The following is a 15,378-nucleotide window of genomic DNA, read 5'->3' on the forward strand; positions in this document are numbered from 1 at the left end:
TTGTTCCGAAGTTTAAAAAACCAAGGACCTTTTGCTGATACAGAATGGCAAAAATAGGAAATTTTTCAATACCCTGCTTCATTTTAAAAAATGAATTGTACAATCTACAACTCTTTCTAATTCTTCGGGAGTATCTGAATCCTTCCAAGGGTGTTTTGCATTAAAAACGTGGTCGGCACCTTCAATGACCTCAAATTCACTTTTGGTATTCCAGGAATGAATCGCTTCGGCTTCTTTTATAGAAACCGTAGGGTCTTCACTTCCGTGGACAATTAGATATGGGATTTTAAGATCTTCTACCGCTCGACGAATTGTAAATCGTTCTTCATTCTCCTTAAAGTCTTTATAGAACTGAAACTTATGTGGCAAAAGCTGTTTTGTCCTACTGTTTTCAATGTGTGTGACGCCGGTTTCTTTCCAATCTTTAAAGTTTTGGGTGCCTTCCTGAAACCTAGGTTTAAAATCGCTTATACCTGCCCAGGTAATTACGTTGTTTATTCGCGGGTCTTCTTCGGCTTTAATTAAAACAATACCACCGCCCCGGCTGTGGCCAATTAAAGAGGTAGTCGCAAGATTTTTAGGCAACTTTTCATTACCACTTTCAATAAAGTTGAGCACGCGGTTTAAATCATCCAATTCCAAACTAAAATTATTTTCGCCGAAAGCCTCCAAATCTGGAAAATCTATAGGCTGCTCTACCGTACCTCCGTTGTGTGAAAAGTTGAATTTTAAAAAGCAAAACCCTGCCTTGGCAAATGCTTCTGCCACCAAATGCCATGGGCCCCAATCTTTAAAACCTTTATAGCCGTGACAAAAAATTATTAGGGGTTGGGGCGAATCTGTTTCTTGATAATAGAGATCGTAAACAATTGGCTTTTTTCCTTCTTGCGTAAGTATTTGGTTTTTTTCTATGGTCATCAGTCTAATTCTTTTTCTATAAATGGAATAGTTGGATCGCAAATTTCCAAAATAAGGTTTTTAAGTGCTACGGAAAAATTTGCGTAGGTTTCTTCCGTAATTTTGTACTCTCTTTTGCCCCGAGAGGAAGGTTTTGTGGCAAATTTTAAAAATCCACTACTGAGGTTTTTAAATGAAATAATACCAGCTTCAACCTGGTTTGTGGGTATTTCTTTCCCCATCATAAGTGCATACGTCAAAACCTGAAAAGCTTTGCTGTATTTATAATCTTGGTTTAATTCCTCCCATTCAATTATGTCTAAGTCGCTCTGCTTTACAAGGCCGGTTTTATAGTCAATTATCCGCAGCTGGCCGTTATATTCATCTACCCTATCAACTTTTCCGCGGATGCTCACGGGAAAATCGAGCTCTGGGATTGGCACTTCTAAGCGAAGATCTGTTTCTATTTTAAGGATCTTTATGGCGTTACCAGCTTCAACATCATCTATTTCCATGTTGATAAAGTTTGAAATATAACGTTTGGCGACTTCAAAAACTATGAGGTTCTTTCCTTTGGAAAAAGTTCCACCTTTAAAAGTTTTTTTGAATTGCGCCGTTACTTCTTCATGGATTTGCCCCTTAAGATCTACCAGTATTTCTTTAGTGAGTATGGAATCTTGAAAAGGAGCATAAAATTTCTCTAATGTATCATGTACAATAGTTCCCAAGGTATTTGCAGCTACGGTTTCTTCAACCTCATCAAACTCTTGCATACCCAGTATTTTTTGGAAATAAAAGTCTAAAGGATTGCGAATATAACTTGTCAATGCCGAAGGTGAAAAGCCCTTTTTAGCAATTTCTTGAAGGCGTTGCATTACGGCATCGGTCTTTACAATTTCCTTTAAGGCTTGCGGTTTAATTTGAACTTTGGGTGAAAGAATAAATGTTTCAGCCTTATGGTTAGGGTGTTTCTCTATTTCTAACTGCCGCACAAAACGACTTTTTTCTCCAGTATTCATACCTTCAGAATGGCTATTATATAACAAAGAAATATTTGAAGCTCTTTGCAATAACCTGTAGAAGTGATAGGTATAAATAGCGTCCTTTTCGGTAAAAGATGGAAGCTTAAATTCTTGCTTTAAATCATAAGTAATAAAGGACGCATTCGATTTTCCAGAAGGAAAAACACCTTCATTTACCGAAGTAATAATGAGGTTTTCAAAATCAAGGACTCTGGTTTCCAGAACGCCCATAAGTTGAAGTCCGCTATAAGCATCTCCCTTAAAATCCATAGAGGTTGAAGCGGCCAATTCGGTAAAAAGGGCAAGTACACTTTTAACAGATTTTAGGTATGGGTATTGAACGTTTAAGGCTTCAATTTTATTAAACATCTCCTTAAGTTCATAAATCACCATGCCTTGTACCGTATTGGATTTATACCGACTTTGAAGCACACCTAGAATCTTTTGCGAAGCTTCTATAGCCGTTTTACTTTCATTCTTCCAATCTCCGAATAAAAGGCTTAGCATCTCGGAATAAAAGCCGTTAGAAATTTCAACCAATTGTTTTGCCGAGACATGGGTGATATTTTCACGGGTCAAAATTAAGGCAAGTTCACTGGCATTAGGCAATAAGGCACTACCCAAAGGGTGGTTTAAGATAGAGAGAACGTCTTTGTAATACAGCGATTCAGAATTGCGAAGATGGATGTTAAAGAGCAGTTCAAAGAAAACAACGTTTGGGAAGGTCTTTAATGACAATCCCATAGTTACATTTAGGTTTTTAACATTTTCTGGCAAGGAGTGTAATACCGGGACGAGTAAGTTTTCATCTCCCAATACTATGGCAGTTTTGTTGATCTCTTCTTCTGAAAGTTGTGATAGTAGTTCGCCAACGTATTTTGCCTGCCCAACATTTTTTTGAATTTCAACAAATTTAAAGTGTTTGGGCTTTTCAAAGTTAGAGGCAATAAACTTTGGCGATGCCGATTGAAAGTATTTCCATTCCTTAATATACTTTCTTATAAAATAAGAAGCGCTATGTCTTTTATCATTATAGAATGCAGCGTCAGTGTCCCAATAGATTTTTGTATTACCCGTTTCTAAAAGTTCTTGCACAATATGCTGTTCGGCAGAGTTTAGGGCGTTAAAGCCAACAAAAACGTGAGTGTTATCCCTATTGTTCTGAATATAGTGTTCTAGATTTGCCGCCGCCTCGCGGTACACCATACCTTGATAACCAACATTATCATTTAATAAAAGCGTCTGAATATTTTTATAAAACGAAGGAAGGCTTTCCCAAAAACGCAGATAATTACTAATTAGCTCAGTAGGTTCATCTTTCACATTCCACCTCTCCAAAGTTTTAATGCTGGCTAGATAGCTAAAAAATGGTTTGGGTTCTACCAGATAGCGGTCTATTTCATTAAAATCGTTTAGCAAGGTTGTTGCCCATGTGGAATAGGTTTCAAAATCATCTTTATCGGTAATTGCTTCGGTATCTAAATAGGCTTGATAGCTTTTAAAGAGCAATTCAGTGTTATCTATTATCTTGAGGTTCGATAAATCTTCTACAAATTCTTCAACGCTTAGTATTCGCGGAGCAAATTGGGTTTCAGAATTGGATCTTTTCAATTCGTTTATCAGGAACCCGCCAGCTCGTTTACTGGGAAGAATGATAGTTAAGTTTGCAAGGTCTGCGTAATTCTCTTTTAAATCGGATAGGATTTCTTGAAGGAATGTTTCCATAGCCTAAAAATAAGAAACGCCCCCGATATTCGGAGGCGTTTCCCTAAGATTTATTTAAAACTTACTCGTTGAAATTATTTCTGTAAAGAAATTTCAACACGACGGTTTTGTTGTCTTCCAGCTGCAGTTTTGTTAGTTGCAATTGGCTTCTCTTCACCGTAACCTTCAGAAGATAATCTTGAACCATCCATTCCGATAGTTACTAAGTAATCTTTAACTGAAGCAGCTCTTTCTTTAGAAAGCTTCATGTTGTAAGAATCTCTACCACTACTATCTGTGTGACCACCGATGTGGAATGATGCAGTAGGATATTCTTTCATGATGTCAACCATACTCTGAAGTGCTCCGTAAGATTCTTTTCTGATAGTTGATTTGTTCAAATCAAATAATACAGTTTTAGAATACTCATTCAATTGCTTGATGATTTCTACAGAAACTTCTGGGCAACCATTATTTGCTACAGTACCTGCAACATCTGGACACTGGTCGTCTTTATCTATAACGCCGTCTCCGTCTCTATCTGCCCATGGGCAACCATCGTTTTCAGCAGGACCTGCTTCGTTTGGACAGTTATCATCTTTATCTGCAATACCATCACCATCAGCATCTGGACAACCGTTAAGTTCAGCTAGACCAGCTACAGTAGGACATTCGTCAAGGTGATCTGGGATACCATCACCGTCAGTATCAGGACAACCGTTAAATTCAGCTAGACCAGGAGTGTTTGGACATTCGTCAAGTCTATCTTCGATTCCGTCACCGTCAGTATCAGGACATCCGTTGAATTCTGCTAAACCAGGAGTTTCAGGACATTCGTCATCTTTATCGTAGATTCCGTCACCGTCAGTATCTTTTCCACCAAATTGGAATACGATACCAGCAGAGTGTTGGAAGTGTGTAATACCGTAGGTATCTTCAAAAGAGTGCTTATACGTTGATTGAAGGTTTAAAGCAAGGTATTCGTTAAACCAAAATTTAACACCAAGCATTGCGTTACCTGTACCGAATCCGATATCGTCAACCCAAGTATAACCACCACCAAGACCAATAGAAGGATCAAACCAGCTACTGCCTAAGGCTTCTTTAAAGCTATATTTAATTTCACCATCAGCTCCGTAGTAGCTTAGGTCGTTTGCTTCGCCATCACCTAATCTATCAATTTTGTTGATAGACCCAGCAGCGGTAAATACAAAACCACTACCTACGTATCTACTAATAGCTAGTCTAGAAACTGAAGGTAAAATGTTCCAGTGGTCATTTGCATTAAAGTACTCGTCAAAGATTTCCCCTCGAAGTGAAGCAGGGATTCGTCCATTGTCGCTTGTTCCGACTGGGTAAACGTCAACTGCGTTTGCACCAATCTCAACAGCCCAAGGATTGTTTTCGTCTTGCGCGTTCGCTACACCAATTCCCATAAAAAGAATTGCAGCAACTAATAATCTGTTAAGATGTTTCATATTCGATTGTTTAATTTTTAAGTGTTAATTATCAGCAAAAGTAAGTTGTTAAATATTATAAACAAAAGCAAATCTAATAAAATTTTCCTAAAGTGGAGGGGCTAGACAGCAAATAAAGCTGTTACTTAGCAATAACCTCTAATTTTTTTCCAATCTTAATAAAGGCACTTATTGCTTTATCTAAATGATCTTTTGAATGGGCCGCCGAAAGTTGAACTCTAATTCTAGCCTTTTCCTTAGGCACTACCGGGAAGAAGAAACCAATTACATAAATACCCTCTTCCAATAACATGTCGGCCATTTTTTGAGACAACTTAGCGTCATACAACATCACCGGCACGATTGCAGAATCACCATCAATAATATCAAAACCTGCATCTTTTATTCCTTTTTTGAAATAGGCCGTATTCTCAGCTAATTTATCACGAAGCGAAGTGTCGTTGGTTAACATATCAAACACTTTAATGGCCCCACCAACAAGTGCTGGCGCCAATGAGTTTGAAAACAAATAAGGTCTTGACCGCTGTCGCAACATTTCAATTATTTCCGTTTTTCCGGTGGTATAGCCTCCCATAGCACCGCCCATAGCCTTACCAAGTGTTCCGGTAATTATGTCTATACGGTCCATAACTCCTTTCTCCTCGAGCGTTCCTCTACCAGTTTCACCAATAAAACCAGTGGCATGGCATTCATCTATCATTACCATAGCATCATACTTATCTGCCAAGTCACAAATTTCATCTAAAGGAGCAACCAGACCGTCCATTGAAAACACACCATCTGTAACAATAATTTTAAAACGGGCACCTTTTTCATTGGCAGCAATAAGTTGTGCTTCCAAATCTTTCATATTATTATTTTCGTAGCGGTATCGAGCAGCCTTACATAGACGAACGCCATCAATAATAGAAGCGTGATTCAAGGAGTCTGAAATAATTGCATCCTCAGCAGTGAGCAAAGGTTCAAAAACACCACCGTTAGCATCAAAAGCCGCTGCATATAATATCGTGTCTTCGGTTCCGTAAAAATCGGCTATTTTTTGCTCTAATTCCTTATGGATATCCTGGGTACCGCAAATAAAGCGAACAGAAGACATTCCAAATCCATGTGTATCCATGGCATCTTTAGCAGCTTGAATTACTTCTTTGTTTGAAGAAAGACCTAAATAATTATTTGCGCAAAAGTTAATAACTTCCTCGCCTGTTGAAATTTTAATCACCGCATCTTGTGGCGACGTGATTATACGCTCTCTTTTATATAGACCAGCGTCTTTAATTTCCTGAAGTTCTTTCTTTAAATGATTTTTTATTTCTCCGTACATTTTATCTCTTATTTTAAAAATTCAAAATTAAGCTTTATTTATCACTATTTCATCCTTATTGGTATAGATAAGTATTTTTTCGGCAATAGAAAAACCCATTTCCTCCAGCGCATTCGCATAAGCCATTAACTGATCTTTATGCGAAGCCTGCGGACTTCCAGTTTTATAATCTACGATAACCACTTTATTTTCCGAATTAATATTAAGCCTATCTGGCCGCAGAACCAGACCGCTTTTTGTAATTAAATCGCGTTCGTTATAAACCACGTCCATTCCATTAAACAGAGGCTTCAGTTCTGGGTGCTGAACAATGTGGTTTACGGTAGCTTTCAAAACCTCAAACTCCTTCTCCTTAATAATAGCACGTTGCTCCATTTTGGCTAAAACCCTTTCGCAATCTGCCGCTACATAAATTTGTGCCATAGTGTCGTGGAGAAGGTTTCCGGTGAGTATTGCCGCTTCCACTTCTTCTTTATAATTAGTTTCTGAAGCAACAATTTTGAGACCATGCGCCAGCGGATTACTAGAAATAAAAACTGGCTGGGTTTGGGGTACTATATTTTTTTGTTCTGAAATTTTCTCTAAATCCTTCCCAAATTCATAGACCAACTGGTCCTTGTTCCATGTTCCCTTATGTTTTAGAAACTCCATAAAAAGCTGATTATAACTTGCCGGAACACCACTTTTAGACGCTTTTGGCATTTCTGAAAAAACAAATAATTTTTCTACTGCCCGCGTAAGAGTAACATATAATAAGTTGATATTGTCCAACTCAAGCTGACTTCGATGTTCGTTATACATGAGTTCGCCAATATTGCCATAGTTTTCTACTTCCGACTTATAATTAATCTGTGCTTCCTGAAATTGAAGCGCCTCATTTTCCAACGGATACCAAAGTTTATCTTTTCTGGCTTCGTATAGTTTTATATCGGCAAATGGAAAAATAACTACTGGAAACTCCAATCCTTTCGCTTTATGGATGGTCATTAGTTGTACGGCATTGGTGCTTTCACTTGCAGGTATTGAAGCGTTTTCTCTTTTTGTTTCCCAATGATCTAAAAAAGAAATTTTATCGGCCAGAGGCTGTTGTTCAAAATCATACACTAAATCCATAAAACCAAATAGGTATGCATCTGCACAGTCTGCAAGCTTAAGATGGTCTATACAATATTCAAATGCTTCGTATAAGGAAACATCTCGCATTTTGGCTAGATTAAAATCAAGCTGATACGCACGTAAATTACGAGTAAATTCCTCTTCCGAAGTATTTAAAAACTTTTTAAAAAAACTGTGCTTTTCATCTGCAATATCTAAGTGTTTGTGCAGCAGGTTAAGCAAATTTATTCTGGCCTCCTCATTGTTGGTATACAGGCTGGCCGTTAATGCAAAAACCAATATTTGAACCAATGATGAGGATTGCAACAACAAGGTTTCTGAAGAAATAACCGGAATGCCATGCTCCATTAAAAAGGCTCCCAAAACTATTCCATCTGCCTTGTTTCGCGTTAAAATACAGATATCACTTACCGAAAACCGCTGACTTTCAAGATTCTGAATTGTCTCTAACACTAAATTTGAATAGGCTTGGTTTTTCTCGGCCTTTTTTTGATTCTCAATAAATTCAAGCTTTATATAGCCATGCTTTTTAGTATTGAAATTTTGCTTGTTACCAGATTTGTATAGATCAGCATGGCCATCTTTTGCAAAATAGTTAGCTACAAAGCTGAAAAACTGATTGTTAAAATCAATGATTGCCTCGCTACTTCTATAATTAGTATCCAGCGAAAGCACTTCTTTTTCTCTCGGAAACGGATTCTCATCTGCATACAACTCCATAAATTGCTCTGGCAGCCCACCGCGCCATCTATATATGGATTGTTTGGCATCACCTACCAACAGTAAACTCCCAGAACTTGGGTTTAATTCTTGCGAGAGAGCATTGGCAACCAGCGGAATTAAATTTTCCCATTGTAGTTTTGAAGTATCCTGAAATTCATCAATAAAAAAGTGTCTGTATTTTTCGCCCAATCGCTCATAGATAAAGGGTGCGGGTTGATTTTTAATCTCCTTGTTTATGATGGCGTTGAATTCTGAAATAGGCAAAATGTTTTTTTCCTCCTTAATTACTTCAATCTCTTGGTTTACCAAATTTATTACGGAAAGCGGCGTTATGTTTTTTAGAATTGAATCATAAAGATTGTGTTTATTCACTTTTTCCTTTATTTCAATATAATTAGAAAGAAAAGTGGGAACTAATCCATCAATAGTTGATCTTATAAAGGAGTCTTCCTTAACCTTATATAGCCCATTATTTTCTTCAAGGTTTTCCTGAAGCTTATTTCCATACACTTTATAATTACCTTGTTTCAATTTCAAGAAGTGACTGGGTAAGGTTCCTCTCGTAAAATTGGAATGTTCCAATCCACTTTCGTCAATAAGCTGAAGGGTTTGCGTAGCCAAGTTTTCAATTTCAGTAGTTAAGATATTTCTCTTGGCTGTCAATTGTTTCTTAAAACTAAGGAAGTCTTCTAACGACTTCTCTTTTAAAACTGCAACATGGGTGGCGTCATTTTCTTTATAGAGAAGTTGTGCGGCTTCGGCAATATCGCGCGAAATATCCCAAGATTTATCATCATCTGTTTTTTCTAAGGCAAAATCTAACAAAACTTTAGTTACCTCCTTGTTTTCTCCCGCTTTACTCAACAATAGATCTACGGCTTCGGCTAGAAGTTCTGGAATATCTAGTGTTACTTCAAAATTAGTGGCCAATTTTAAATCGCGTGCAAATGTGCGGATAATCCGATGATTGAATCTATCAATAGTCTCAACACTAAAGGCTGCATAATTGTGTAGTAAATTTTTTAGTACATCTTTAGATCGGTTATGAATTTCAGTCAAACTCATTCCCGTTTCTTCTGCAAGTAATTGCATAATAGGATGTGGATCTTCCACGCTTTCTGCTGCACTGAAATTGACCAAAGTTTCAACGATGCGTTGTTTCATTTCGGCCACTGCTTTATTGGTAAAGGTAATAGCCAAAAGATGTTTAAAGTAATCGTCACTTTTAGCAGTAAGGACTTTTTTTAAATATTCCTTGACTAATGTGAAGGTTTTTCCGCTTCCAGCTGCGGCATCATAGATTGAAAAAGAAAATTGAGTATCCAAGAAGTTGAGTTTTGCACTAAAATAGTGTTTTTATCAGTTCGGAATCAAATTTATCTATCATATCATAGAAATCTTATAAAAGCTATAACAGTTTCACATGGTGATAATGCCTAACTTTGGGTGAAATTATTAATAACCAATAAAAAAACGATATAATATGTCTTTCGAGTTACCAAAATTACCGTATGCATTTGATGCGCTAGAACCAAACATCGATGCCCAAACAATGGAAATACACCATGATAAACACCATAAAGGATATACAGATAAGTTGAATGCCGCTATTGAAGGCACCGATTTAGCTGGAAAATCCATTGAAGATATTTTAAAGAATCTTGATATGGAAAACAAAGCCGTTCGTAATAATGGCGGTGGATTCTATAACCACAGTCTTTTTTGGAGTGTCATGTCGCCTAACGGAGGTGGAAAGCCATCTGGAGATTTAGCAAAAGCTATTGATGATGCTTTCGGAAGTTTTGATGCTTTTAAAGAAAAGTTTTCAAATGCTGCAAAAACACAGTTTGGATCTGGTTGGGCTTGGCTTTGCGTTCATAAAGGCGGTAAATTAGAAGTTTCTTCTACACCAAACCAAGATAACCCATTAATGCCAAATACCAACTGCAACGGAACGCCAATTTTAGGATTGGATGTTTGGGAGCATGCGTATTATCTAAAATACCAAAATAAGCGTCCAGACTATGTTGGTGCTTTTTGGAACGTAGTTAACTGGGACGAAGTATCTGCCAACTACGAAAAGAACAAATAAAACGCAGAATTCAATTCATGGTCTTTTAAACTGAATTGAAATCTAAGAAATCCGCAATCATAAATTGGTTGCGGATTTTTTTTATGCTGAAAAAGCTACGGCTGCAAAATGCCACGGATTCATGTATTTAGCCTAAACATTTGTGAATTCGTGGTGTATTTTACTCAAATCAAGCCCTTAATTTATTTCTGTTACATTCTAAGTTATCATCATTAATCCACGACAAGGTTGACAATGACACCTCATACTTATATACCATAAAATACTCCGAAGGAGTTTAACTTTGATAACCCTGCACAAACACAGTGCAGTGCAGGGTTGTACTAAATCTACGCAGAAAGAACCCCGAAGTGGGTTCAATACTGGAGCGATCCAGTGTAAAAAACAGGTGTTTGCTGGACATCTCGAAGACTGGAACATGAAAAAAAGGCGGAACAGAACTCGAGGGGGAGAAAAACGGCTCGCAGAAAAAATAGTAATCCATCAAAGTAGGTGATTTGATTAAAGTGAAGTACAGCTCGCCTACTTTTATAAGAGAAGCGACTCGATTTTGCGCGACTAGGTGCTTATAAATTTAAAGTCCTGACACGTTGCCCGAATAATAAACCACAGCAAAGTTGACAATGACACCTCATACTTACATACCATAAAATACTCCGAAGGAGTTTAACTTTGATAACTCTGCACAAACACAGTGCAGTGCAGGGTTGTACTAAATCTACGCAGAAAGAACCCCGAAGTGGGTTCAATACTGGAGCGATCCAGTGTAAAAAAACAGGTGTTTGCTGGACATCTCGAAGACCGGAACATGAAAAAAAGGCGGAACAGAACCCAGGGGAGAGAGGGGAAACGGCTCGCAGAAAAAATATTAATCTACCAAAGCAGGTAATTTGATTAAAGTGAGATACAGTTCCCCTACTTTTATAAGAGAAGTGACTCGATTTTGCGTGACGGGATGCTTATAAACCTAAACCCCTGACACGTTGCCCGAATAATAAACCACAGCAAAGTTGTCAATTACACCTCATACTTACATACCATAAAATACTCCGAAGGAGTTTAACTTTGATAACCCTGCACAAACACAGTGCAGTGCAGGGCTGTACTAAATCTACGCAGAAAGAACCCCGAAGTGGGTTCAATACTGGAGCGATCCAGTGTAAAAAAACAGGTGTTTGCTGGACATCTCGAAGACCGGAACATGAAAAAAAGGCGGAACAGAACCCAGGAGAGGGATGGGAAACGGCTCGCAGAAAAAATAGTAATCCATCAAAGTAGGTGATTTGATTAAAGTGAAGTACAGCTCGCCTACTTTTATAAGAGAAGCGACTCGATTTTGCGCGACTAGGTGCTTATAAATTTAAAGTCCTGACACGTTGCCCGAATAATAAACCACAGCAAAGTTGACAATGACACCTCATACTTACATACCATAAAATACTCCGAAGGAGTTTAACTTTGATAACTCTGCACAAACACAGTGCAGTGCAGGGTTGTACTAAATCTACGCAGAAAGAACCCCAAAGTGGGTTCAATACCGGAGCGATCCAGCGTAGAAAAAACAGGTGTTTGCCGGACAACTCAAAGATTGGAGTATTAAAAAAAAAGACGGGCAGAACTCGAGAGGGAGAAAAACGGCTCGCAGAAAAACCTTAGCTCCACAGAAGAAAAACTTATTGCTCGCCACCCCGAAGATTTGGGGCATGAAAAAAGGCGGGTAAGACCCACCTTTTTTGCCCCAAATCTTACCATATACCTAACCTACTTAAGTAAAATGATAATGTCAAATGTAACTTTTCTTTTATGATTAAATTCGATCAAATAACTATATTCGTTGAACTGAGTTATCTATTCGACAAACGGATAGAAAATTGTTAAAATACCCAATGCTTAATATGCCCGATCTGAGTTTCCTTCGTAAAAATTGATGTAGGCACGGTTTACAACCCGATTACCGCCTAACGTAGGGTAATTGCCCGTAAAATACCAATCGCCTAGATTTTTGGGACAAGCTTTATGCAAGTCATCAACAGATTGAAATATAAGTTTTACTTTAGCCTTAATATTTTCTTGGCTGACAATTTCAGCTATTTTATCCGAAATTTCTTCATCTGTAAATGGGTCGTATAATTTCTTCACATGGTTTACAACGGCAAGATCTTCCTTTCCTACTTGCTCCAAGCATTCATTATAGATCTCTTCAACTATTGCATAGGTGCCACGATCTTTATGAAGCTGCAATGCCGCTTGAAAGGCCACCAAGTCTTCTAGCCTAGCCATGTCAATTCCGTAACAATCTGGGTACCTGATTTGTGGTGCGGAAGAAACTACAACAATTTGTTTGGGGTGTAGCCTATCCAACATCTTTAAAATACTCTTTTTCAGCGTGGTTCCCCGAACAATACTATCGTCAATAATGACTAGGTTATCGGTAGGTTTTACAACCCCATAAGTTACATCGTAAACGTGAGCAACAAGATCATCACGGCTATTATCATCTGTAATGAATGTTCGTAGCTTAACATCTTTTATCGCAATTTTTTCGGTACGTATTTTATGCGATTGAATTTGATTTAACCGATCAAGGCTTAAGGTTTTTCTTTCTTTTATTATAGCCTCGTTTTTCTGCTTGTTGAGTTCATCCTGAGCAGCATCTAACATTCCGTAAAATGATGTTTCAGCAGTATTGGGTATAAAAGAGAAAACAGCATTTTCAGTGTCGTAATTAATTGCCTCAAGCACCTTCGGCATCACAAGGTTTCCGAGCATTTTTCGCTCCTGATAAATTTCGGCATCGCTCCCTCGCGAAAAATAGATTCTTTCAAAAGAACAAGACCTGCGCTCTAAGGGGCCCAGAATTTCGGAAATTTTCATTTTTCCGTTTTTCTTAACAATTAAGGCCTTACCAGGATCCAATTCTTTCACCTTATCAAAAGGAACATTGAATGTAGTTTGAATTGCGGGGCGTTCAGAAGCCACAACTACCACTTCGTCATCTTGATAGTAATAAACCGGTCTAATTCCCGCTGGATCGCGCAACACAAAAGCATCTCCATGACCTAAAAGTCCAGCCATAGCATACCCGCCATCCCAATTTGATGCCGATTTACGAAGTATTTTTGCAACATTTAGGTTTTTAGCAATATAAGGTGAAGCCTCCTGCTTATTAAAACCTTTTGCTTTTGCCTTTTTATAAAGTTTGCGAACGGCATCATCTAAAAAATGACCAATCCTTTCCATGACCGTAACCGTATCAGCTTTTTCTTTGGGGTGCATCCCTAATTTGATAAGGTTATCAAACAAGGCATTGGTATTGGTCATGTTAAAGTTACCCGCGATAATCAAATTCCGATGCATCCAGTTATTTTGACGAAGAAAAGGATGAACGTTCTCAACACTATTAAGCCCAAAGGTGCCATAACGCACATGGCCTAAAAACAATTCGCCAATGTAGGGAATATTCTTTTTTTGCGCGGCTACGTCATCTTTGTACTCTGGATGAAGTGAAAATTCTGTATTTATCCGCTCGTTTATCTGAGCAAAAATATCTTGAATGGGCTGTGCTTCATTAGAGCGCACACGACTAATGTAGCGTTGACCTGGATTAACATCTAATTTAATGCTGGCTAAACCCGCACCGTCCTGTCCACGGTTATGCTGTTTTTCCATCATTAAATACATCTTATTTACCCCGTAAAATGCCGAACCATACTTTTCCTTATAATACTCCAAAGGCTTTAGCAGCCTTACCATTGCAATTCCACATTCGTGTTTTAACGCGTCGCTCATTTTTTCTATTCAAATTGGAAAAACCTTAATCTATACCTAAAAGAGCAGGTTTTTCTTTGGTTTTAATTATTTTGACAATTTCCTTTACTTGGCTTTAATATTTAATAGCGATGGAAGCGAAAGAAATTGAAACAAAAAGCGCCCTGAAATTTTAGGGCGCGTATTTAGGTTAACTTAATGTCAAATTGTGTCAAGCTTTTAAACTGCTGAATGCGTTGATGCACATCGCTGTTCGTGAGGCTCAGTAATTTCTCGGGACCAAACTTCTCTACGCAAAACGATGCCAAGGCAGAACCATTAATAACGGCATTTTTCATGTTTTCATAGGTGTAATCTCCCGTTCTTGCCAAGTAACCGGTAAAACCGCCCGCAAATGTATCGCCAGCACCAGTTGGGTCAAAAACTTCACGCAACGGCATAGCTGGAGCAAAAAACACATCGTCATCACTAAAAAGTAACGCACCGTGTTCACCCTTTTTTATAACTACATATTCTGGCCCCATTTCCATGATTTTATGAGCTGCCTTTACCAGTGAGTACTCACCTGAAAGCTGTCTGGCTTCCTCGTCGTTTATGGTTACTACATCTACTTTAGCAATAACTTGCATCAACTCGTTTAAGGCGCTGTCCATCCAAAAGTTCATGGTGTCCAGCACAATAAGTTTTGGAGAGTTCATTTGCTCAATCACTCCCAATTGGACGAGCGGATGAAGGTTTCCTAACATAACAACTTCTGCATCGCGATAATTATCGGGAACTTTTGGATTAAAATCTGCAAGTACATTTAAATCGGTTATCAAAGTGTCTCGCGTATTCATATCATTGTGATATTTTCCACTCCAAAAGAAAGTTTTTCCATCCTCTACCACTTCAAGACCCGAAATATCCATTCCGTTCTCTTTGAGCATAGTAAGGTTTTTCTCTGGGAAATCACCACCAACTATTGAAACTATAGCGCCATCTACTTTAAACTGCGAAGCAGCCAAACCAATATAGGTGGCGGCTCCTCCCAGAATTTTATCAGTTTTCCCGAAAGGGGTTTCAATGGCGTCAAAGGCAACGGTGCCCACAATAACTAATTTACTCATACCTGATTTTTAAAGAGTGGCAAATTTAATGAAATATTTACAACTTTTTCCCTTTATGGACCTGAACTGTAAAGTTCTCACCCATAATTTTTCAAAGTTTAACAATCATTAAATTTTTCGTAAATTCCGCGATTAATTGACTCTAAAT

General features: G+C 38.1%; 8 protein-coding genes. 1 reads left to right on the forward strand and 7 read right to left on the reverse strand.

From position 1 onward, the window contains the following. Positions 1 to 78: 78 nt before the first annotated feature. The 5 genes from QPK98_RS10760 to QPK98_RS10780 form a co-directional block, all read right to left on the reverse strand. The gene (locus QPK98_RS10760; RefSeq protein WP_310993332.1) at positions 79 to 918 is read right to left on the reverse strand and encodes an alpha/beta hydrolase family protein; all 840 of its coding nucleotides are present in this window, start codon (positions 916 to 918) and stop codon (positions 79 to 81) included. Beyond that, a complete protein-coding gene (locus tag QPK98_RS10765; RefSeq protein WP_310993333.1) occupies positions 918 to 3,644 on the reverse strand; it encodes a PD-(D/E)XK nuclease family protein in 2,727 nt (908 codons plus the stop codon). Before QPK98_RS10765 ends, QPK98_RS10760 begins: the two co-directional genes overlap by 1 nt. A gap of 74 nt (positions 3,645 to 3,718) precedes the next feature. Continuing rightward, positions 3,719 to 5,101 (reverse strand): OmpA family protein, encoded by a 1,383-nt coding sequence (locus QPK98_RS10770; RefSeq protein ID WP_310993334.1) that lies wholly within the window; start codon positions 5,099 to 5,101, stop codon positions 3,719 to 3,721. Between the two features lie 121 nt (positions 5,102 to 5,222). Continuing rightward, positions 5,223 to 6,422 (reverse strand): glycine C-acetyltransferase, encoded by a 1,200-nt coding sequence (kbl, locus tag QPK98_RS10775; RefSeq protein ID WP_310993335.1) that lies wholly within the window; start codon positions 6,420 to 6,422, stop codon positions 5,223 to 5,225. Between the two features lie 27 nt (positions 6,423 to 6,449). Continuing rightward, positions 6,450 to 9,587 (reverse strand): UvrD-helicase domain-containing protein, encoded by a 3,138-nt coding sequence (locus tag QPK98_RS10780; protein ID WP_310993336.1) that lies wholly within the window; start codon positions 9,585 to 9,587, stop codon positions 6,450 to 6,452. A gap of 157 nt (positions 9,588 to 9,744) precedes the next feature. On the opposite strand from QPK98_RS10780, the gene QPK98_RS10785 reads away from it, so the two are divergent. After that, positions 9,745 to 10,353: a superoxide dismutase gene (locus QPK98_RS10785; RefSeq protein ID WP_310993337.1), complete on the forward strand. Its 609-nt coding sequence runs from the start codon at positions 9,745 to 9,747 to the stop codon at positions 10,351 to 10,353. 1,890 nt (positions 10,354 to 12,243) lie between these two features. Here the strand turns inward: QPK98_RS10785 and QPK98_RS10790 are convergent. Together QPK98_RS10790 and QPK98_RS10795 are read right to left on the reverse strand one after the other, a co-directional pair. Continuing rightward, a complete protein-coding gene (locus tag QPK98_RS10790; RefSeq protein WP_310993338.1) occupies positions 12,244 to 14,142 on the reverse strand; it encodes an amidophosphoribosyltransferase in 1,899 nt (632 codons plus the stop codon). Between the two features lie 164 nt (positions 14,143 to 14,306). Further along, positions 14,307 to 15,230: a PfkB family carbohydrate kinase gene (locus QPK98_RS10795; RefSeq protein WP_310993339.1), complete on the reverse strand. Its 924-nt coding sequence runs from the start codon at positions 15,228 to 15,230 to the stop codon at positions 14,307 to 14,309. Positions 15,231 to 15,378 lie beyond the last annotated feature (148 nt).

It is taken from the genome of Aequorivita marina (assembly GCF_031631895.2).
Lineage (GTDB): Bacteria > Bacteroidota > Bacteroidia > Flavobacteriales > Flavobacteriaceae > Aequorivita > Aequorivita marina.